We start from the raw sequence: 19,431 nt of genomic DNA, 5'->3' as shown, positions 1-19,431 counted from the left end.
CCCCTCACCGTCGCGCGAGCGCTCGCACGGTCAAAAGCAGCGTCAGCAACGCGGCGCTGACGAAGAAGCCGACGTCGGACAGGTAGATCGAGCCGACCGCAAATGGCCGAAAATGCACCGACAGCGAAAGATTCACCACCAGCGCGTCGGCCGGGCTCGGCAACAGCCAGCCGAAATTGTCGATGATCCACAGCAGCAGGAACACGCTGAGCGAGATCAACGCGGCGATCACCTGATTGGTGGAGAGCGCCGACGCCAAGAGCCCCGTGCCGACCAGCGTCGAGCCGAACAGCAGCAGGCCGACATAGCCGCTATAGATCGGGCCAAAATCGGGGTCGCCGAAAAACGCGAGCGTAGCTGCATAGGAGCCCGATAGCAGCAGCATGACGACAATCAGGCTCATGCTGGCGACGAATTTCGCAAGCACGATCGAAACCTCGGAGACCGGCGACGTGAGCAACACCTCCAGCGTGCGCAGCTTTCGCTCCTCGGCCAACAGCCGCATGGTGATCAGCGGCGCGGTCAGCATGAACAGCACGAACATCTGGAAGAAGAGATGCACCATGCTGGGCTGATGGCTGAGGAACAGGGTCAGCGTGAAGCTGTAGCTCATGATCAGCAGGAAGACGGTCATCACCACATAGGCAACGGGAGAGGAAAACAGCGCCCTCTCCTCCTTGAGCAGCAAAACCGCGAAGCTTCTCATGCAGCCACCCTCGCCGGTTTCCGCGTCAGGTCGAGGAACACGCGCTCGAGACCCGGGCGACGCTCGGTCAGTCCTGAAACCTGGATCCCGGCCGCCACCAGCGCCGCCACGATGTCGGCGGCAAGCGACGGACGCTGGTCCGCCTCTATCAGGTAATGCCGCGAGGGCGCGCCGCCGTCGGGATCAACGGCGATGCCATGCACGCCTTTGACGGCTGCGACGACGCCGCGAACAGTATCCTCGGAGGCCTCCGTCGAAAGCCGCAGCACCAGACCTCCCGCCGGCTCCTTCAGCGCGTCGGCGGTCAAGAGCTTGCCGTCGAGCAGGATCATCACCCGCGAAGCGATCCTTTCGATCTCGGGCAGGACGTGCGAGGCGATCAATACGGTGTGGCGTCCGGAAAGCGATTGAACCAGACTGCGAACGGCGATCACCTGATGCGGGTCGAGCCCGCTGGTCGGCTCGTCCAGCACCAGGACTGCGGGGTCGCCCAGCAGGGCTTGCGCGAACGAGACGCGCTGGCGGTAGCCGCGCGACAGCTTGCCGTTCAGGAGCTTCATCACGCGCGTGAGATCGAGCCGCTCGGCGGCGGCGTCCACGGCGCTTCGCGCTGCAGCGCCGCGCAAACCCTTGATGCTGGCCATGAAGTGCAAAAATTCGCCGACCCGCATCTGGTCGTAGAGCGGCGCATCCTCAGGCACGTAGCTGATCGCACGGCGGACGGCGAGGGAGTCGGCAACCACGTCATTGCCGGCGACCTCGATGCGCCCCGACGTCGGCACAAGATAGCCGGTCAGCATGCGAAAGATCGTGCTCTTACCCGAGCCGTTGGGGCCGAGCAGGCCGACGACCTCGCCGGGTTCGATGGCAAAGGAAACGTCACTTACGGCGCAGCGCGGCCCGTACCACTTGGTTACATGCTGCGCCAGCACAGCGGGAGACATAAGTACTCACGGAACCTACGGCCGGACGCTTGGCCCGACGCTGCTGCCTCACTCCATCGCGGGCACGGCGCCCGGGATTGCAACCTGCTCACAGTCTCGCACCGGCCCTTCGATCACTCGTAATATTCGGGCGAATGTTTGTGCGCCTTGAACACGTCAGGGTCGTGCGCGTAGATGATGTCGGCTCCTTCCAGGTCGCGGATGCGCCGCACCCACGCATAGGCGTCGAGCATGCCGGCGGGATTATAGACGCTGCCGACACTCGGCAAGATGTTCTTGTCGAGATTCTCCTGGAGGTAAACGGCGTCGCTGGTGAGCACCACCGTGCCGGTCTTGGGCAGCCGTACGACCATGATCTGGCTTCCCGGCGTGTGCGACACGGTTCGATGAATGTAGATGCTGTTGTCGCCGAACAGGTCGAGGTCGCCTTCAAGTGCGATGGTCTTGTACTTGTTGGGCAAGCCGCCGCCCACATCGTTCCGCAACATGGCAAAATCGGCGGTGATGAAGAACGTGGCATAGCCCGGCGCCGGCCAGAATGCATTCTTGATCTCGTCGCGCTGGAATACGAATGTCGAGTTCAGGAACTTGCCGACATTGCCGGCATGGTCGACATGGAAATGACCGAGCACGACATATTTGATATCGGAGGGCTTGACGCCGATCTTGCTCAGCTGGGCGTCGATGGCGATGTCGGGCGAGCGACCCGGATCAAGCGCCTTGACAAAAGGCCCCCAATAATCGGGATCGGTGATGATCTTGTCGTTGTTGCCGGTATCGAACAGCACGTCGCCCTTGGGATGCCGGATCAGAAAGAAGGCAACAGGAATCGTGACCTTTCCGCTGGCGCCGTTCTGGATGATCGATTTGTCGAGGGTCAGTGCTCCCGAGGAGAACACGTAGAGCTTCATCTCCTTGGGAGGAGGCTCCGCTGCCATTGCGCCAGCGGACACGAAAAACGCCGCTCCCGCCAGCAGGTTAAGGACTTTCGAGCAGTTAACCCGCATATCGTCCTCCCGATGTAATTCTTTTCGGCGCCGCATGCTTTACCACAAATTGTGGCGGTTGTGCATATTCGAGTGTCGGCCGCCGACCAAAAATTGCCTCGCAATTTCGGCCGCCGGCATGGAACCATAAAGCCCGGATACCGGGCCGCTCCAGACGCAGGAGCCCTTTTGTTGCGGTCCGCACTTTACGTTAGCTACTCTCAGGACTAATCACCAAAGTGGCCAAAGCCTAGACGAGGTGAGATCATTTCCGCGCCGCGAGGCGATGCAAAATCTGATGAGAGCCGACAATTAGTTGTCCGAACGCGGTTCCATGAAGGTCTTAATTGTCGAGGACGAAGCGAAGACGGCCGCCTATCTCAAGCGCGGGCCGGAGGAGAACGGCTTTGTTGCCGATCTCGCCGATAGTGGCGAGGACGGCGCCCACCTGGCGCAGAGTGGGTCGTATGATTTGATCATTCTCGACGTGATGTTGCCGGTACGGAACGGTTGGAGCATTATAACCGAGCTGCGGGCAAAGGATTAGCACGCCGGTTCTGTTCCTGACGGCGCGCGATGCAGTGGCCGATCGCGTCAAAGGGCTGGAGCTTGGGGCTGATGATTATCTGGTAAAGCCTTTCGCTTTCGCCGAACTGCTTGCGCGCGTCAGGACGATCTTGCGTCGCGGTCCCTCGCGACAATCATCGGTTTTGAGACTCGCCGATCTCGAGTTGGACCTGCACCGGCATCGCGTGATGCGTGCTGGACGCGCGCTCGAGCTGACCCCGAAGGAATTCCAGCTGTTGTCTCTGCTGCCGCGTCGCACCGGCGAGGTGGTATCACGGACGCTGATTGCCGAGCAGGTTTTGGGACATCAACTTCGACAGCGGCTCGAATGTGGTGGAGGTCCATATGCGCCGGCTTCGCGCCAAGGTCGACGATCCCTTTGATTGCAAGCTCATCCATACTGTCCGAGGTGTTGGGTATGTCCTCGAACAGCGAGCCTGAAATTTCGGTAAGATCGACGCCGCGGCGGTATCGCCCGCTGTCGATCGCTTCGCGAATGACGCTCTGGTACGCGCTTTCCAGTTTCGCTCTGGTCGCTGTCGCAACCGGATTGCTCTATTGGGTGCTGGTGGACGCCCTCTATCGGGAAGACTATCGTGATCTCGCCGACAACCTGAACAATGCTCGGCTGCTGCTCCAGTCGTCGCCTACGACAGTACCCTCTCCCAAGGAGTAACGGCCATCCTGGGCGCCGGCGCATCAGCCCGAAATCTATCTGCGCGTTCTCGATAGCAACGGCCACACCTTGACCGAGACATCCGGAACGGCGGCTGAGCTGCCGCCCCCGACCAAGGGCGAGCTTGCGGCCATCGGGAGCTCCGGCAGCGAAACACGCGATATCGTATCACAGTCTGGCAAGCCGTTCTTAAGCTTGGTCGTTCGCGTGGCGGCAACGAGAGCGGAAGAGCCGCCGCAATATATGCAGGTCGCAATGGAGCGGCTGGCGCAGAAGAGAACGGCGGACGCCCTGACCGAACGTGAGACGGGATTGGTCACCGCCTACGATCGCGCGCGCTTCGTGAGGCCCGACAGTTGGGCGATGTTTTCCCCAACTGAGCTCCTGAAGGAATACCTCGGGGCTGCGTTCAGCAAAGAAGGCGTGTAAGACGATGGCAACGTCCGCACCAGGGAGAAAGAACGCCACGACCTCGCGCGCAACGTCTTCGGCATCCTTCGAACCGGAAGTTCGGGACGGTTTCAGTTGTTGGACCGGCGTTTCCTTATTGATCCGTCCAGTCGCGGTAGCGCGGCGCTTCACGATGACTTTGCTGCCTATGCCGAAACAATCCTTACTCGGCGGTGCGATGAGGCCTTGGCCGCGTTGCGCTCGGCCGAGGGCGATGGAATACGGCGTCAGGCGCTCGCGTTGGCCAAGCGCTGGGGCCAGAGGGACGATTTTCGCCTGGCGACGTTCTTCGGTTCCTTGATAGTGCGGACGGCTGGCAGGCCGAGATCAGGGGCCTATCCGAGGCGATTTCATCTGGGCTCAACAGGACGGTTAAATAACCTGCTGCTGAATGTGAATCGCTCATTGCTCGACGAGATCGCCGGCTCCTTGCCGATGCTTCGCGGAGAAGACGACGAGGATGTCGACGAGGAGGCCGATGAGCCGGGACAGCCCACTGGTGCAGCGGGAAAACCGCGCACCTACCAACTAGCGAGCCCACAGACATGAAGTATCAAAAGGTCAGTCCCGTTTATTGAGAGAGATCGCCGAAAGGACATGTCGCCGCGGGGACGGCAGACCTTTCCTTTTCGGCGGCGCCGGCATACTGACGCGGAGGGACGACGACTCAACGATCTGCGGGGAGAATGCGCTTAAGCCCCGGCGGCCTCCTCGAAGAGGTGGCCGCGGCGTCGCGCCGCTACGCCATCACGACTTTGTATTTCGTGATCAGAAATTGACCCGAGTGATGAGATCAGAACCGGGAGCGGTCATTTTTTATCTCGTTCAACGTGATGGACGTCGCCAAGGACGGGAGGGGGATAGCGATACCAAACTCTTGGATAGTTTCCTCGGTCCAAGTTCCATCCTTTTGCCGTCTATGAACCTCAACGAGGGCAATCTCCGATTCGATCTGAATAACCGTATCGACGCTTTCTACGACCTGGCCCCGTGGGTCGGTCAAAATCCCCCGGGTATGGTCACTTGAAACTCCCCCACCTGATGATCGCCGTCAGCGCCGCTGAACAGCGGTAGCCGGTCAGGCAGGACGTTTATTTTCGGTCCCTTTAGCCAGCAAGGGACCGGGGAGTTGAACGTCTTGAAGCCACACCTGCAAAGCACGGTATTTACGCTACTCGATCGCAACACCAGCCAGCGCGAGATCCACCGGCTGACGGGGGTCGATCGAAAGACGATCCGGCGTTACCGGGCGCTGCGGGCTGGTGCGGAGGCAAATTCCCCCGGGGAAGTGACCACCGGCCCGGTGAGCGTGGACGGCCAAATTCCTCCACCCCGACCACCGGCTTTTGGGGCATCGGAAGCGACGGTCACCAGCAGCCTGGCCCGTTCGGCTTGCGAAGCGCATCGGACGTGGATCGAAGAACAGGTCCGCCTGAAGCGGAATGCGCAGGCGATTTACCAGGACCTGGTCGATCAATTTGGCTTTCCGTCCAGCTACCAGAGCGTCAAGCGGTTTGTGCGCCGGTTGCGGCACCGACCCCGAGCAGTTTGATCGCCTTGAGTTCCTCCCCGGCGAGGAAGCTCAGGTCGACTACGGCGAGGGCGCGCCGACGGTTGATCCGAAGAGCGGGCGGTACCGTCGTCCCCGCCTGTTCGTGATGACGCTGCGCTACTCGCGGCGCAGCTTCCGGCGGGTAGTCTGGCAGTCCAGCCAACAAGTCTGGGCGCAGCTTCACGAAGAGGCGTTCCGGTATTTTGGCGGGGTCCCCAGCTATGTCGTGCTCGACAACCTGAAGGAAGGCGTTCTCAAGCCGGATTTGTACGAGCCCCAGCTCAACCCGATTTACAGCGCGATGCTGGCTCATTACGCCGTGGTCGCCGATCCCGCGCGCGTGGCCGATCCCAATCGGAAAGGATGCGTCGAGAGTGCGATTCAACATACCCAGGGCACCACGCTGGCCGGACGGCGCTTCGCGACGCTGGAAGCCCAGAACGAGTTCTTGAGGCACTGGGAGGAGAATTGGGCCTCCAAGCGCATCCACGGCAGCACGCGTCGTCAGGTCGAGGCGATGTTCCAGGAGGAGAAGCCACACCTGCGGCCGTTGCCAGTGGCGGCCTTCCGCATCTTCACCGAGGTCGTTCGGACCGTCTGCGACGATACCACCGTGCGTGTTGATAGCAGCTATTACGCCGCGCGGCCTGCGCCCCTCGGCAGCCAGGTCGTGGTGCGGATCTACGCCGCGACGATCGAGATCCGCGATCGCCACACCCATGCGCTGCTGCGCGTTCATCCCCGGATGGCGCATCCCGGTTCTGTCGTCCTGCCGACCAACGAGCGGCCATTCAATCCGTCGCGGCAAACAGCCTTGCTGCTGTCGAGCGCCGGCCGCATCGGCCCGCAGACCAAGGCGCTGTGCCAGCAGATGTTTGACACCGAAGGGCGCGTTGGACAACGCGCGATGTGGGGCATTGTCGGGCTGAGCCGGAAGTATCCGGCACGGCTGGTCGAACAGGCTTGTGCGCACGCCATCAGCAACCGCATCTACCGTTACAAGCACGTGCGTGCGACCGTCGAGCGGCTGCTTGAACAGGCATTCGCGCAGATTGAAACGACGCCACCACCGACATCGCAGCTCATCCAGGATCATCCGTTGATCCGCACCTCCGAGGAATACGGCGACCTCTTCAGCCGCGCTGTGCGGCGCGACGCCGACGACAATGGCCGGCAGGCCGAGGCTCACGACGACCGCGCCCCTGCAATCCGCGCTCGTGGCGCCTGCGCAACCCCGGCCAGCTCCGGCGCCACGAGCGCTCCCGCTGCGCCTTCTCACCTCAAACTGGAGACCCAGCCACATGATGACCATGCCGGAAATTGAGCGTTGCCTGCGACAGCTGCGCCTGTCGGGCGTCCGCGACACGCTGCAGACGCGCGTGCTGCAGGCGCAGGGCGCCAACCAGCCCTTCCTCGAGACCTTCTCTCTGATCCTGCAGGACGAACTGGACCGTCGTCAGTCCCGCCTTATCGAGCGACGATACCGGCAATCCGGGCTCGACGAAAAGCTGACGCTCGCCGAGTTCGACTGGTCCTTTAATCCCAAATTGCCGCGCCAAACCTGCTTCCAGCTCCACACCCTGGCGTTCATAGCCGCTGGCGAGAACGCCCTGCTTGTCGGCAAACCTGGCACCGGGAAGTCCCACATCGCCAAGGCGATTGCCTATCAGGCGATCCTGCAAAGCCACAAGGTCCAGTATCTTGAGACCGACGACTTCTTCCACCGCTACGCCCTGAACTCCCCGGCGCAACGCGAGGTCCGGCTGCGAACCATCATCGACTGCGATCTCCTCGTGCTGGACGATCTGTTCCTCGCACGCGCCATCCCTGACGACGCCGGCGCATTGCTGCAGACCCTGATCCATCAGCGCTACAAACTGCACCGCAGCGTCATCGTCACCTCCAATCGCGTCGTGCAGGATTGGGGGACATATCTGGGGGACAACACCATGAGCACCACCATCCTCGATCGCCTGATGCACCACTGCCATCTGCTTGAGTTCGACGGACGCAGCTATCGGCTCAAAGAGGCCGCTGAAGCTCTTGCCCGTGAAACAAAGTCAAAATAACAATCCCTTCTGTCCTGCCTCGCGGGTGGAGGAATTTGACTGACCACACCCGGAGGAATTTGAAGTGACCCGCGGGGACCTGGTATTCGCGTATTTTGGCGCCATAGTCGAAGACGGGAGAGCCGGGCGAGTAGACCTCTACGATAATCATAGGTTTGGAGGCCGTCATTGCCGCCGGATTGGGAGGGGCGCATCCACCACGACGTCCGGATAGGCGATCGGCTCGTTTTGATCGAATGCTTCTCCTACCCGCTCGACTTCGAAGTGGGAAAACCGAGCGTCTTCGACAAGAGAAAGAAGTTCATTCTCGAGAAGGTCGACCAGGCGGGCTCGCTTGCGGAGCGGGTCGCGAAGGAACCCAAGGGCACGAACTTCGACGTGTCTTGGGCCAAATCGATCGAATGGCGAGTTGTGTCACCATTCGTCGAATTCGCGTGGCAGATCGACGAACCGCTATACGACGAAGCGGGGATGCCGCGTGTGCTTCAAGTTCATGAGCTACTGGACAACCTGACGGACGGACGGGTGCCGACCGAAGCCTTGGTCCCCTTGATCAAGGAACTGCGGAAGGTCGAACTCCAAGGCAACTGGTACTGAAGGATCGATCTCCGCCAGCCTTCGATGCGCTCAATCGACTAGCCCTGCTCAGGCGCTAGACCAGCGAGAGAATAATTTCGTGGAATCGGCCGCCAAACAGAAAATAAATCTCGCCGAGCGGCAACGCCCGGTCGTAAAAAGAGCCATGCGCCTACCGCCCCACTCTTAAACCGTAATCGCCCCGGTCCAAGTGTGTCGGCATATATGCGCGCCGGAAGCAATGCGTGGCGGTTCGCCGCCGCTACTCGTCGCGATAGACCTTCTCGCGCTTCTCGTGGCGTTCCTGCGCCTCCACCGACAGCGTTGCGATCGGGCGGGCTTCGAGCCGCTTGAGCGAGATCGGCTCGCCGGTCTCTTCGCAATAGCCGTAGGTGTTGTCTTCGATGCGCTGGAGCGCCGCGTCGATCTTGGAGATCAGCTTGCGCTGACGGTCGCGGGCACGGAGCTCGATCGCACGGTCGGTTTCCGAGGACGCGCGGTCGGCCAGGTCGGGATGATTGACGTTCTCTTCCTGGAGCGTTTGCAGCGTGATCTTCGATTCGCGGAGGATCTCGTCCTTCCAGGCCAGCAGCTTGGCGCGGAAATATTCGCGCTGCCGCTCATTCATGAAAGGCTCTTTTTCAGTCGGCCGGTAGTTCTTCAGCTTTTCCAAAGGCAGCCATGTCCCTGTCAGGCGGAGGGAACATCTCCCCTCCGCGCGGCGCCTTATATAGCCACGACATGTGACAGACAATATCTGCCACCGCCAAAGCGGGGCCGCCCCCAAGGCCTTGCACAGGCAAACTTATCCGGCACGGTCGGGGGCCGCCGTGCCCCCTCAATAGCCGACCGTGAAACGGCTCCGGACATGCGCCGGGCGCTCGATTTCGTCGGCGAGTGCAACTGCGAAATCCTCGAACGAGATCCAGCTTTTGCCGTCGGCGGCGGTCAGAAGCTGGTCGGTCCCGAGACGGAACTTGCCGGTCCGCTCGCCGTCCACGAACAGCGCCGAGGGCGACAGGAAGGTCCAGTTGAGTTCCTTCTCCTGCCGCAGCAAGTCGAGGAACTCAGCACCCTTTTGCGCCTCCGCCTTGTACTGGGCCGGGAAGTTCGGGGTCGTCACCAGCCGGACGCCGGGCGCCACTTCGAGGCTGCCGGCCCCACCAACCACCAGATAGCGGCCGACCCTAGACTCCTTGGCCGCCCCGATCAGCTTGGCCGGGTCGCTCGCCAGGAAATGCACCGCGCTGATCGCGGCATCGTGGCCGGCCCAGAGCGAGGCCAGCCCGGCCTGGTCATGAACGTCGCCCTTCCTGGCCGTGACGTTGGGCAGCTCGGTGATCTTCTCGGGATTGCGGGCGATTGCGGTGATGCTGTGGCCGCGGCAGGCCAGTTCCGCGGTGATGCGCGAGCCAGCCCGGCCGGATGCGCCGGCAATGGCGATCTTCATCAGAGGTCTCCGATCATGTGGTTTCCAATGGTGACTAGATAGCCAAATGCATGTAGCTGTGAAGAACGCACTTATGTGTCACCTGATTACGCCGGAGTAACCGCGATGAAAGCCGCCAGCCTGAAACCGGACGCCTATTCCGCCAATTGCCCGACTCGCCAGATCCTCGACCGGATCGGCGACAAATGGGCGGTGCTGATCCTGCTGCTGCTGCGCGACGAGCCGATGCGGTTCAACCAGCTCCGCCGCGCGATCGAAGGCATTTCGCAGAAGATGCTGTCGCAGGTGCTGAAGAGCCTGGAGCGCGACGGGCTGCTGCGGCGCCGCGCGATCGCAACCGTTCCGGTCACGGTGGAATATTCGATCACGCCACTCGGGCTGACGCTGGCCGGTGCGGTCGATCCGTTGCGCGACTGGGCCGAGCAGAATTTGAAGGAGGTGCTGGCGGCGCAGCGCCGCTACGACGCGCAGCGCAAGGCGCTGGCGGCGTGAGACGCGTTGGCCGATGGCGGAGGGGCTAGTAGTGACCGGCCTTGGCGAGTTCGACTTCGACGCGCAGCTCGATCTCGCCCAGCACGGCGTCGAGGCCGGGATCGCCCGAGGATTCCTTCAGGCTGGCCGCCGCATTGCGCAGCCGGCTTACCGTGGAGGAATCGAAGCTGCCGGAGAGCAGCCCGAGCTTGAGGTCGTCGAGCACGTCAAGCGCGCCCCTGCCGCGGGCGACCGAGCGCTTGCGGCGTTCGGTCGGGTCTTCCACGCCTTGCAGCGCCAGCAGCGCGTCGAGGCTGGTCGCCGCCTTCGGCGCGACGGTGGAGCGGACCTCGTCCGGAACCGACGTCGTGTCCGGCAGTGCGAAGCCGCTCGACGAGATCCGGCGCGTAGAGCTGGAGGACGTGCCAAGCGTGGTGCCGTTCGGTCCGTAGATACGCATCGTGATGATCCCGCAGGCCTGAATGCCGCAAGCATCACCGCCTTATGGTTAACGGCGCGTAAACGACCCGGCAATTTCTGCCGCCGCGCGGCAATTTCGCGCGGGCTGCCAAACCTGGGAAGAACCGCGCGCCGATAATTTCGATAAGCATATCAATAGATTGCATCGATGAAACGACATGGCATGGAGCTGGCATGGGTAATGGCGGATCGCCGTCATGGGAGTGTCGCGTGATCCGCCAGTAAGCTTGTGGGGAGCACCGGGATGCCTGGCATCCGCAACGTAAGATTATTTGGGTTGGCCTGCGCCGCGTTGCTGGCGCTGGCGGGCTCGGTCATGCCCGCCGCCGCGACATCGCGGATCAAGGACCTCGCCAATATCGAAGGCGTGCGCCAGAACCAGCTGATCGGCTATGGCCTCGTGGTCGGCCTCAACGGCACCGGCGACACCCTCAACAACATCCCCTTCACCAAGCAGTCGCTGCAGGCGATGCTCGAACGCATGGGCGTCAATATCCGCGGCGCCACCATCCGCACCGGCAACGTCGCGGCTGTGATGGTGACCGGCAATCTGCCGCCGTTCGGCACCCAGGGCACGCGCATGGACGTCACCGTCTCCGCGCTCGGCGATGCGAAGGATCTGCGGGGTGGCACCCTGCTCGTCACCCCCCTGCTCGGCGCCGACGGCAATGTCTACGCGGTCGCGCAGGGCACGCTGGCGATCTCCGGCTTCCAGGCCGAGGGCGAGGCCGCCAAGATCGTGCGCGGCGTGCCGACCGTCGGCCGCATCGCCAACGGCGCCATCATCGAGCGCGAGATCGAGTTCGCGCTCAACCGGCTGCCCAATGTGCGCCTGGCGCTGCGCAACGCCGACTTCACCACCGCCAAGCGGATCGCCGCCGCGGTCAACGATTATCTCGGCGTCAAGACCGCCGAACCGCTCGATCCGTCCACGGTGCAGCTCTCGATCCCGCCGGAGTTCAAGGGCAACGTCGTCGCCTTCCTGACCGAGATCGAGCAGTTGCAGGTCGAACCGGACCTTGCGGCCAAGATCGTGATCGACGAACGCTCCGGCATCATCGTCATGGGCCGCGACGTCCGCGTCGCCACCGTCGCGGTCGCGCAAGGCAATCTCACCGTCACGATCTCGGAGAGTCCGCAGGTCAGCCAGCCCAATCCGCTGTCGCGCGGACGAACCGTTGTGACGCCGCGCACCAATGTCCAGGTCACCGAGGACGGCAAGAAGTTCGCCGTCGTGAAGAACGGCGTCTCGCTGCAACAGCTCGTCGACGGCCTCAACGGCCTCGGCATCGGACCGCGCGACCTGATCAGCATCCTGCAGGCGATCAAGGCCGCCGGCGCGATCGAAGCCGACATCGAGGTGATGTGATGGGCAGTCTCATCAACGGCGCCACCGGCGGCAAGCCGACGCAGACGACGATGCCGCTGTACAAGGGGCGCCCCGATCCGGTGCTGCAGGAAGCACTCACCAAGGTGTCGCCGCAGGCACAGGCCAAGGCGAAAGCCACCGCGACCGATTTCGAGTCGATGTTCCTGAGCTCGATGTTCTCGCAGATGACGAGCGGCCTGAAGGGCGACGGCCCGTTCGGCGATACGGTCGGCACCGGCGTGTGGCGATCGATGCTGACCGATCAATATGCCAAGAACTTCGCCAAGTCCGGCGGCGTCGGCATCTCCAGCGAGGTGTATCGCTCGCTAATCCTGCAGCAAGCCAACCACAGCTAATTCGCCTCAAGGAGAACCGCGATGAACCAGCGTCCACAGCAGCGGCCCGCGACCGCCCCCGCCGCAGGGCCCGCGACGGCGACGCCTCCCGATGTCGCAAGGCTCGCCAAGGAGCTGACGGACGTGATGAGCGCGCTGCTTGGCGTCGTCGAGCAGGAGACCGAGTTCGTCCGCGCCGGCAAGGTGCGCGAGGGCATGCGGCTCGAGGCGCAGAAATCGGAATTGTCGCGGCGTTACATGATGGCGGTCGAGCATCTGAAATCCATGCAGAAGATGCTGTCGCAGACCGAGCCCGAGCTGCTGGCGACGTTGCGGCGGCATCATGAGACGTTCCGCGCCATGCTCCAGGTGAACCTGACAGTGCTTGCGACTGCACATGCGGTGTCCGAAGGGATCGTGCGCGGCGTCAACGCCGAGGTGCAGCGGCGCAACATCCCCAACACCTACACCGCGGCCGGACGGCGCGCAGCGCCCGGCCCGCGCAACATGACGCCGATCGCCGTCAGCCGCTCGCTCTGACGCGCGCGGCGCTCCCTACAATTTTCCTCAATTCGATCCACACAGGTCAGCGCCGCGTTCAGCGTGTTCTCTAACAGCCTGTTGAGGGATCCCGCCGCATAGTTGCGGATTGGGATTTGACTCAAGCAAACTAGTGCCTGCGCACTAAGAGGCTGCCATGAGTACGGATTTCAACATCAAGCCGGTGGGAGCACCGGTTGCGGCGCCGATCGCATCTCCCGCAAGCGAGACGGCGCAGAAAGCCGTTGCAACCGAATTGCCGCCGAGCCAGAGCGTCGCGGCCCCGGAACCGACCGTGCGCGTCACGATCGACGCGAATGCCGCCAATGCGCAGGCCTCCACTCAGACAGCCACGTTCACGAACCAGGTCACCATCGACCGCGATGCCGCCGCCGTGGTCTATCAGGTGGTTGACAATCGCACCAACCTGGTGGTGAGGCAGTATCCGGAAGAAGCGGTGCTGCGCCGACGCGCCTATTTCCGCACCCTCGATCTCGGCAAGAATGCACCAACCCGCGCGCGTTCGACCGATCGTCAGGTCTAGGCGGAGAGAACCGGACCGTCAGGTCGCCTGCGTGGCGTAGGCCTGGTCGAGATAGGTCGATCCGGTCGCCGGATCGGTGACGACGTTCTTGATCAACGCCGTGCCCGACTGGACCAGCGTGAACTTGGTATCGCCGATACGGAACCCGCCGTCCTTGATCAGCACGTCCTGATACTTGCTGGTGCCGTCACTCTGATAGTGAACCTTGGCGCGGAAGCCCGAGACGTTCGAGATCGTGATGTTGAACGACTTGTTGTTGGCGTACTTCCCGCTCCAGTTGCCTTGATAGAGCTTCGGGTCGACCGCGACATAGGGCGTGTTCGACGGAACGGTCAGCCCGACCGCCTTGTAGTTGGCCGACAGGATGCTCATCAGATCGGCCATGCCGGGGCTCCGTCGAAGTCCGGCCGATCAGCCGCGGCCGGACAGGCCGGCGGCGAGATGGCAATTGATGTCGATCAGCGACTTCAGCTTCGCCGGATCGGGATTCATCTGCATGTCGACGGTCTGCTTCATCACGAACACGCCGATATTGGCGATGTTCTGCCGGATCTCGAGCGGCTGCGGATTGTCATTGCCCTCCGCCGCGCTCATGAAGATCGACCACAGGCGACGGTTGAACAGCAGCGCCTGCTCCATCTCCTTGCCGGGTCCGGTCCAGTTGGTCTGAACTTCCTGCAGCTGCCGAGCGGCCTTCAAGAGCGCCTGCGCTTCGATTTCACGTGGAGACGCAGTCGTTGCGGACGTGCGCGCGTAGGCCTGGGCTGCATTCGACATTCAATGACCTCGATGGATGCGGATTTCTTGGACCGCAGAGACTGCAAGAGACTGCTCATTTTCTATGCCAGAAAACGCCTTTAAATATGGTTAGCAAGCGTTACCAAATGCGCCTTTCTCGCGGCACTGACGGATATTGAAATACCTGCAAACAAAGAGAAACGGCGGAGTTTTCTCCGCCGCCTTCATATCGATGCCTGTCGCGGCAGCGCTTAGCGGAGCAGCTGCAGAACGCTCTGCTGCGACTGGTTGGCCAGCGCCAGCGCGGACACCGCGATCGACTGGCGGGTCGACAGCGCCTGGCTGTTCGCCGCTTCCTCGTTGGTGTCGGCCAGCGTCAGGTTGGACGAGCCGGTCTGCAGCACGTTGATCAGGTTCTTCGAGAAGTCCTGACGGATCTGCACGATCGACAGGTTCGAGCCGAGGGTCGACGCCTGGGTCCGCAGCTGGCCGCTCGCGGTGTTGAGCGTCTTCAGCGTGGCGTTGGCCGAAGCGTTGTCCAGGAAGTCGGTTCCGGCTGTCAGCTTGGTGAGGTTGAGACCTGTGGCATTGAAGGTCACGCCCTGGATCTTCAGCGTCGAGGAGCCCGTCTCGTTGAAGGTCAACTTGAGCTGATCGCCGTTGAGCAGGTTGATGCCGTTGTACGACGCGTCCTGGGCCGTCGTGGTAATCTGGTCCAGGATGTTGTTGTACTGGTCGACCAGGTTGGCACGGTTGGCCAGCGCGGTCGGATCCTGCACCGGGGCGCTGCCCGCCAGGCCGTTGAACAGCTTGCCGGCGCCGGCTGCCGTGCCGCCGATCGTGCCGATGGTCGCGGAGGCGGCATCGTTGGTGGTGCTGATGGTGAGCGCACCGGCCGAGCTGAGCGAGGCCTGCAGGTTGTTGGCCGCAAGCGCGGTGTTCAGGTCGTTGAGGGACTTCACCTGGCCCGCGCCGGTGCCGAAGGTGATGTTGGTGGCGGTGCCGTTGCCGGTCGCGCCGATCGTCAGGATCAGGCCACCCAGCGGGGTGCTCGCGGTGCGCGCGGTGGTGCCGGCGGTCAGGCCGAAGGCGGTCAGCGAGGTGCCGGTGCCGGAGATCACGAGATCCTGGGCGGTGCCGGTGCTGATCTGGAGCTTGCCGCCCGACACGGAGGAGGCGGTGGCCGCACCCGTGATGCCGTCGATCGCCGTGAGCAGGTCGCCGACGGTCAGCGTGCTGCCCGCACCGGTGCCGAGGGTGACGTTGCCGGACGCGTCGGTGGTCGAGGTGGTCTGCGCCGTCGAGAACGTGATCGTCTTGCCGTTCACGGTGAGGACGCCGGTCGGCGTCGCCGCCAAGGTGTCGGAGTTGGCCGCGCTGACGAGCTTGGTGGCCGACGTGATCGCAGCGGGCGTCGACAAGTTGTTGTTGACGACGGAGCCGGTAAGCTGGGCGTTGCTGTAGGTGGTTGTGCCGAGGAGGTTGTCAGCAGTCGCGCCGGTGATCGCGGCGGTCGACACCGAAGACTTCTGGGAATAGCCGACGGCGGCCTGCAGCGCCTGGTTGGCGACCGACTTGGCGCTGTCGACCAGCTTCTGCAGCGAGGTGATGCCGGTGTTGGCGGCCTGCAGCACCTGCACGCCGTTGCTGATGCCGTCGAGCAGGTTGTTGATGTCGCTGGCGCGGTTGTCGAGCGACTGCGCCGTGAAGAAGTTGGTCGGATTGTCGAGCGCAGTGTTGACCTTCTTGCCGGTGGCAAGGCGGTTCTGCGTGGTGGCGAGCAGATCGGCGGTCGACTGGAGGGAGAGAAGGTTCTGACGAACCGAAGCGGAGAGAACAAGATCGGACATTTTCATACCTTTCTGGTGTGAAACCGAGGGAAGAAACCGCGCCGATCTTTTCTGATCGGGCGGATGGCCGATCGTGCGAAACAAGCCGCGAAAGAAAACCAAATCTCCCCGCCGGCATTTAAGCCAAATGAAAGAGAGTAAAATGATCGCGGCCGAATGAAGTTCGTCCGGAAAGCTACTGAGACGACAGAGAATTTCCGCAGCACGTCGACCCGGCCCTGGCCGGCGTATACCAATCGTTAACCATCATGGGAAAGGATCGCCGTCGCATCGGCCAGAAGCTGCGACAGCGGCAGCTAAGCAGTGCCGAACTCAATTTCGATCTGCAGCAACGACGTCCCCCGCGACTGCCGACAAAGGAGAACGGGCATGGCCCTGAAGGTCGAACTCAAGCCGAACGAGCGCATCATCGTCGGCAATTGCGTGATCACCAACACCGACCAGCGCGCCCGCCTCCTGATCGACGGCGACCGCATCCCGATCCTGCGCGAGAAGGACATCCTGACGCCCGAGACCGCGGATACGCCGGCCAAGCTGATCTACCTCGCAGTGCAGTTGATGTATCTGTCGCCGGATCCGATGGCGCACCACCCGACCTATTTCAGCCTGGTGCGCGACATCATCACCGCCATGCCGAGCGCATGGCCGTTCATCGAGGGCATCAACAATTTCATCCTCAACGGCGACCTCTATCACGCGCTGAAGGAGTCCAAGAAGCTGATCGCGCACGAAGAGAAGCTGCTCGAAAACGCACGAAACCTGCAGGCGTCCGCCCAGGACGACACCCGCAAGAGCGCCTGAGCCCTCCCCTCGTCCCAACGACAAAAAAGGCCTCCGCGAGGACCAGCCCTTAGCTTAAGTGTGGAATTTTAACTCGCCTTTCATCGGCATCCCTTATTTCGTAAGGAATTCGGGGTGTCGGTCATGCCGGAGATATCTTCGGAAGGTGCGCAGCTTCGTCTCCCTCCCCCGTTCGAGGGGGTGAACGTCATGCAAAAACCCGCTCTGCCAAAATTTCGGCGTTCCAGCCGAAATCGGGATAGATCGTCGGCGCAGGTCGCGTGGATCGAACTATCGATCGCCGTACGTTGTCACAGGAGCTCGTGGCGAAGCGTCAATCCGCTGTTCCGTCTGCAACATCCACACCGTCGTCAAGAGCAACAAGGCGGTCTGGGAGGAGTTCGACCGGCACCTGAAGGCGCTGTCGCGTCCCCGCGGACATCGTTGCCTCAACGACGCCCGCGAGAATCACACCAAACTGGTTGATTCGCACCCAAAATCCTACTTCCGGCACGGCACCAGCGCGAGCGGTGCTGCACGGTATCGCTGCAAAGCGTGCCGAAGGACGTTCTCCATCCGGACTGGGCATACCCGACCAAGCTGCTCGCTAGCTACCGGACCAATCGACAACTTTCCGGGTAGAATCCTCCTCTACTGATGGTTCGCGCCTTCGGGGCGCACGGCCAATAACGGACGTCACGATTGGATTACTGCGTAATCGTCAGCGATAGATATCTAACGGGAACTGGTTCACAAATGGACGAGAAGAGCCAAACGTGACCGCGGCATACGCTAGCCCGGGCTAATGGCCGACGTGCGCCAACGCGATCGGCAGGTTCGCGAAAGCGTCGAACATCGACGTCTACTGCTCCGTCGCACGCATCGCGTTTCGCGATGCTGGATCTGTGAGCTGTCTGGTTTGGTTCAATGGTGTCTTCCGAGGCCCTACGGACGCTTTTCAACGATCCCAGGAACGACTAATCTCTTCATCACGCAATCTAGAATTGATCGGAGAATAGCCACGCAATAAATTAGATTGGAGGAACCAATGGTGAAGAGAGCAATTGCGCTCGGCGGTGGCGGTCCGGCCGCAGGACTGCACATTGGGGTTCTGGAAGCTCTTGCCAAGGCAGGCATCACTTTTGATGTGTGGGCATTGTCCTGCATCGGTGCTTGGGTTGGGATCGTCTATAATCAGTTTGATAAAGTTGAAAATGAAGATAGGGCGGAAAAGACCTATCAATTCTTCAAGAATGGCGTGTTTCGGGACGACGAAAGCTATAAGCGCTTTCCCATCAACACCGTGTTCGGCCCGGATTGGGAAAGCATCGGCAAGGCTCTGACCAACTTCGTCACAGATTCCAAGACCTATAAGGACTTATGGGACCCACTCGCGATGGTGAATGCCTTCAGGGATTCCATGTCGCTCTGGTTTGCTCAACACCCTGACACAGACGGCGAGAAGAAGTTCACGAACCTGGACAAGGGAGACATCAACGGATGGATTCTTAATCAGGTGCTGGCACCTAATCCTTTCGTTCGTTATTTCACGTCCATGATGTATCTGTCCCATGTCACTGGCCTCTCCAGGATCAACTATCCGCACAGCCAGTTCATGAAGAGCATAAATTTCGAGAGGCTGAAGAAGCCCGATAAGCCATTCATATTTCACAACGCTTGGAATCTTGACGAGCATAAGCTCGCGTTGTTTTCCAACCGTCCAATGACCCAGAAGGCCGACGAGAAAGAATACAAGGGGCCTATCAGCGCATCCAGCCTATGTGCGTGTTCGGCACTTCCCTTCATCGAAGAAACGGTGAAGATCGACGGAGTTACATACTGCGAAGGAGCGCTGGTCGACACGGTCAACTTCGAGAGCCTGCTCCAGGAGCACCATCGGCCAGACGACAAGCTGGACGAAATATGGGTGAGCAGGATCGTCGATGCGAAGCAAGTCCGCAAACCGGAGAACCTTCATGATGCGCTGGCAAATCTCTGCCAATTGTTCGCAGCGACCGTTGGCGAAGATGACGTCAGGCTCTTCAAATACCATGTGCGTTACGACAAACCAAAATCCGGCGAGGTTCGGTGGGAAGGCACGATCGTCGAGATTCGGGTGCCGGGGCACATCAGTTTCAAATGGAATCACAGCAACTTGGATATGGGGCGAAGGTTGGGGAAAGCCGCTGCGGAACACGCAATCAAGGCATACAACGAACATGGAAAGCGTCCACCGCATGGTGGGCCACATTTCATAAATGAGAATCCGGCGAAAGACGACCCGGAGGGATGGCAAGAGCTGCAAGATACGTATCAGGAATGTCGAAAGCGAGCGGACGCGTAGTGCC

Annotated in this window: 21 protein-coding genes and 2 pseudogenes; 14 read left to right on the top strand and 9 right to left on the bottom strand. The window is 61.6% G+C overall.

Going from position 1 to position 19,431, the window contains the following annotated elements:
* Nucleotides 1–4 precede the first annotated feature (4 nt).
* The 3 genes from MTX19_RS13520 to MTX19_RS13510 all read right to left on the bottom strand — a co-directional run bounded on the left by MTX19_RS13520 (nt 5) and on the right by MTX19_RS13510 (nt 2,657).
* Nucleotides 5–706, bottom strand: a complete 702-nt coding sequence (locus tag MTX19_RS13520) for an ABC transporter permease subunit (RefSeq protein WP_280984020.1) — start codon at nt 704–706, stop codon at nt 5–7.
* Entirely contained in the window at nt 703–1,650 is a 948-nt protein-coding gene (locus MTX19_RS13515; protein WP_280986022.1) for an ABC transporter ATP-binding protein, read from the bottom strand. Before MTX19_RS13515 ends, MTX19_RS13520 begins: the two co-directional genes overlap by 4 nt.
* Nucleotides 1,651–1,763: 113 nt before the next feature.
* Nucleotides 1,764–2,657 carry an N-acyl homoserine lactonase family protein gene (locus tag MTX19_RS13510; RefSeq protein ID WP_280984019.1) on the bottom strand — a complete coding sequence of 298 codons (894 nt, stop codon included), beginning with the start codon at nt 2,655–2,657 and terminating at the stop codon, nt 1,764–1,766.
* Between the two features lie 313 nt (nt 2,658–2,970).
* On the opposite strand from MTX19_RS13510, the pseudogene MTX19_RS13505 reads away from it, so the two are divergent.
* The 7 genes and pseudogenes from MTX19_RS13505 (at nt 2,971) to MTX19_RS13475 (ending at nt 8,547) form a co-directional block, all read left to right on the top strand.
* Nucleotides 2,971–3,644: pseudogene (locus tag MTX19_RS13505) on the top strand (heavy metal response regulator transcription factor).
* The gene (locus MTX19_RS13500) at nt 3,622–3,879 is read left to right on the top strand and encodes a hypothetical protein (protein WP_280984018.1); all 258 of its coding nucleotides are present in this window, start codon (nt 3,622–3,624) and stop codon (nt 3,877–3,879) included. The pseudogene MTX19_RS13505 and the gene MTX19_RS13500 overlap by 23 nt, the downstream one beginning before the upstream one ends.
* A gap of 69 nt (nt 3,880–3,948) precedes the next feature.
* Nucleotides 3,949–4,308: a hypothetical protein gene (locus MTX19_RS13495; RefSeq protein WP_280984017.1), complete on the top strand. Its 360-nt coding sequence runs from the start codon at nt 3,949–3,951 to the stop codon at nt 4,306–4,308.
* A gap of 207 nt (nt 4,309–4,515) precedes the next feature.
* Complete coding sequence (locus MTX19_RS13490; protein ID WP_280984016.1) at nt 4,516–4,878, top strand: hypothetical protein; 363 nt, start codon at nt 4,516–4,518, stop codon at nt 4,876–4,878.
* A gap of 544 nt (nt 4,879–5,422) precedes the next feature.
* Nucleotides 5,423–7,205 (top strand): annotated as a pseudogene (gene istA, locus MTX19_RS13485) (IS21 family transposase).
* A complete protein-coding gene (istB, locus tag MTX19_RS13480; protein ID WP_280982906.1) occupies nt 7,183–7,950 on the top strand; it encodes an IS21-like element IS1631 family helper ATPase IstB in 768 nt (255 codons plus the stop codon). Before istA ends, istB begins: the two are co-directional and overlap by 23 nt.
* Nucleotides 7,951–8,118: 168 nt before the next feature.
* Nucleotides 8,119–8,547, top strand: a complete 429-nt coding sequence (locus tag MTX19_RS13475) for a hypothetical protein (RefSeq protein ID WP_280984015.1) — start codon at nt 8,119–8,121, stop codon at nt 8,545–8,547.
* 241 nt (nt 8,548–8,788) lie between these two features.
* Here MTX19_RS13475 and dksA read toward each other — a convergent pair whose 3' ends face one another.
* Both dksA and MTX19_RS13465 read right to left on the bottom strand, forming a co-directional pair.
* A complete protein-coding gene (gene dksA, locus MTX19_RS13470) occupies nt 8,789–9,154 on the bottom strand; it encodes an RNA polymerase-binding protein DksA (RefSeq protein WP_197082755.1) in 366 nt (121 codons plus the stop codon).
* 210 nt (nt 9,155–9,364) lie between these two features.
* A complete protein-coding gene (locus MTX19_RS13465) occupies nt 9,365–9,976 on the bottom strand; it encodes an NAD(P)-dependent oxidoreductase (RefSeq protein ID WP_280986021.1) in 612 nt (203 codons plus the stop codon).
* A gap of 105 nt (nt 9,977–10,081) precedes the next feature.
* Here MTX19_RS13465 and MTX19_RS13460 point away from each other — a divergent pair, with 105 nt between their 5' ends.
* A complete protein-coding gene (locus MTX19_RS13460) occupies nt 10,082–10,468 on the top strand; it encodes a helix-turn-helix domain-containing protein (RefSeq protein ID WP_280984014.1) in 387 nt (128 codons plus the stop codon).
* A 25-nt stretch (nt 10,469–10,493) separates the two neighbouring features.
* Here MTX19_RS13460 and MTX19_RS13455 read toward each other — a convergent pair whose 3' ends face one another.
* Nucleotides 10,494–10,907: a flagellar assembly protein FliX gene (locus tag MTX19_RS13455; RefSeq protein WP_280984013.1), complete on the bottom strand. Its 414-nt coding sequence runs from the start codon at nt 10,905–10,907 to the stop codon at nt 10,494–10,496.
* Between the two features lie 336 nt (nt 10,908–11,243).
* Between MTX19_RS13455 and MTX19_RS13450 the strand changes: the two genes are divergently transcribed.
* From MTX19_RS13450 to MTX19_RS13435, 4 genes are all read left to right on the top strand, one after another.
* Nucleotides 11,244–12,296 (top strand): flagellar basal body P-ring protein FlgI, encoded by a 1,053-nt coding sequence (locus MTX19_RS13450; RefSeq protein WP_280978156.1) that lies wholly within the window; start codon nt 11,244–11,246, stop codon nt 12,294–12,296.
* 50 nt (nt 12,297–12,346) lie between these two features.
* Nucleotides 12,347–12,652, top strand: a complete 306-nt coding sequence (gene flgJ, locus MTX19_RS13445) for a flagellar assembly peptidoglycan hydrolase FlgJ (protein WP_280984781.1) — start codon at nt 12,347–12,349, stop codon at nt 12,650–12,652.
* 21 nt (nt 12,653–12,673) lie between these two features.
* Entirely contained in the window at nt 12,674–13,171 is a 498-nt protein-coding gene (locus MTX19_RS13440) for a hypothetical protein (RefSeq protein WP_280984012.1), read from the top strand.
* Nucleotides 13,172–13,328: 157 nt separating this feature from the next.
* On the top strand, nt 13,329–13,715 hold the full coding sequence (locus MTX19_RS13435; RefSeq protein WP_280984011.1) for a hypothetical protein: 387 nt from the start codon (nt 13,329–13,331) through the stop codon (nt 13,713–13,715).
* A gap of 18 nt (nt 13,716–13,733) precedes the next feature.
* Here the strand turns inward: MTX19_RS13435 and MTX19_RS13430 are convergent, their stop codons facing one another.
* From MTX19_RS13430 to MTX19_RS13420, 3 genes are all read right to left on the bottom strand, one after another.
* On the bottom strand, nt 13,734–14,099 hold the full coding sequence (locus MTX19_RS13430; RefSeq protein WP_280984010.1) for a hypothetical protein: 366 nt from the start codon (nt 14,097–14,099) through the stop codon (nt 13,734–13,736).
* 27 nt (nt 14,100–14,126) lie between these two features.
* Entirely contained in the window at nt 14,127–14,492 is a 366-nt protein-coding gene (gene flaF / locus MTX19_RS13425) for a flagellar biosynthesis regulator FlaF (RefSeq protein WP_280984009.1), read from the bottom strand.
* Nucleotides 14,493–14,704: 212 nt separating this feature from the next.
* Nucleotides 14,705–16,303 carry a flagellin gene (locus MTX19_RS13420; RefSeq protein ID WP_280986020.1) on the bottom strand — a complete coding sequence of 533 codons (1,599 nt, stop codon included), beginning with the start codon at nt 16,301–16,303 and terminating at the stop codon, nt 14,705–14,707.
* Nucleotides 16,304–16,672: 369 nt separating this feature from the next.
* On the opposite strand from MTX19_RS13420, the gene flbT reads away from it, so the two are divergent.
* Entirely contained in the window at nt 16,673–17,104 is a 432-nt protein-coding gene (gene flbT / locus MTX19_RS13415) for a flagellar biosynthesis repressor FlbT (RefSeq protein ID WP_280984007.1), read from the top strand.
* A gap of 1,027 nt (nt 17,105–18,131) precedes the next feature.
* A complete protein-coding gene (locus MTX19_RS13410; RefSeq protein WP_280984006.1) occupies nt 18,132–19,427 on the top strand; it encodes a patatin-like phospholipase family protein in 1,296 nt (431 codons plus the stop codon).
* Nucleotides 19,428–19,431 lie beyond the last annotated feature (4 nt).

The sequence above is a fragment of the Bradyrhizobium sp. ISRA464 genome (assembly GCF_029910095.1).
Taxonomy (GTDB): domain Bacteria; phylum Pseudomonadota; class Alphaproteobacteria; order Rhizobiales; family Xanthobacteraceae; genus Bradyrhizobium.
This window is presented reverse-complemented; position numbering and strand designations above follow the sequence as displayed.